We start from the raw sequence: 328 nt of genomic DNA, 5'->3' as shown, positions 1-328 counted from the left end.
TAGTCCATGTACGCTCAATTGTGTACTGACCTGCGCACTCACCTTCAGTGATTACTTCACCGTTGTATTCAAGTGTTACATCTGTACAGTTGTCTGTGTATTCTACTTCCAGTCCTTCGTTAGATGGTACCTGGTCGCATTCTACTGTTACGTCTTCTGGGAAGAGCACAAATTCTGGAGCTACTTCATCAACCAATGTGATGATTTGCTCAAAGCTTGAACTGTTTCCACATTCATCTACTGCTGTGTAGTCACGGATGATACGTCCTGCGCATCCTCCTGATACTGGTGTGTCCTCGTAAGTAAGGGTCACCTCACCACAGTTGTC

At 45.4% G+C, this 328-nt stretch carries 1 protein-coding gene; it reads right to left on the bottom strand.

Going from position 1 to position 328, the window contains the following annotated elements; all coding sequences use genetic code 11:
- On the bottom strand, positions 1–328 hold a 328-nt coding region (locus ABHV44_RS16260), incomplete at both ends, for a hypothetical protein (protein WP_459075768.1).

Origin of the sequence: Halocola ammonii (genome assembly GCF_049334165.1) — a bacterium.
GTDB lineage: Bacteria > Bacteroidota > Bacteroidia > Flavobacteriales_D > Sanyastnellaceae > JBEGHD01.
This window is presented reverse-complemented; position numbering and strand designations above follow the sequence as displayed.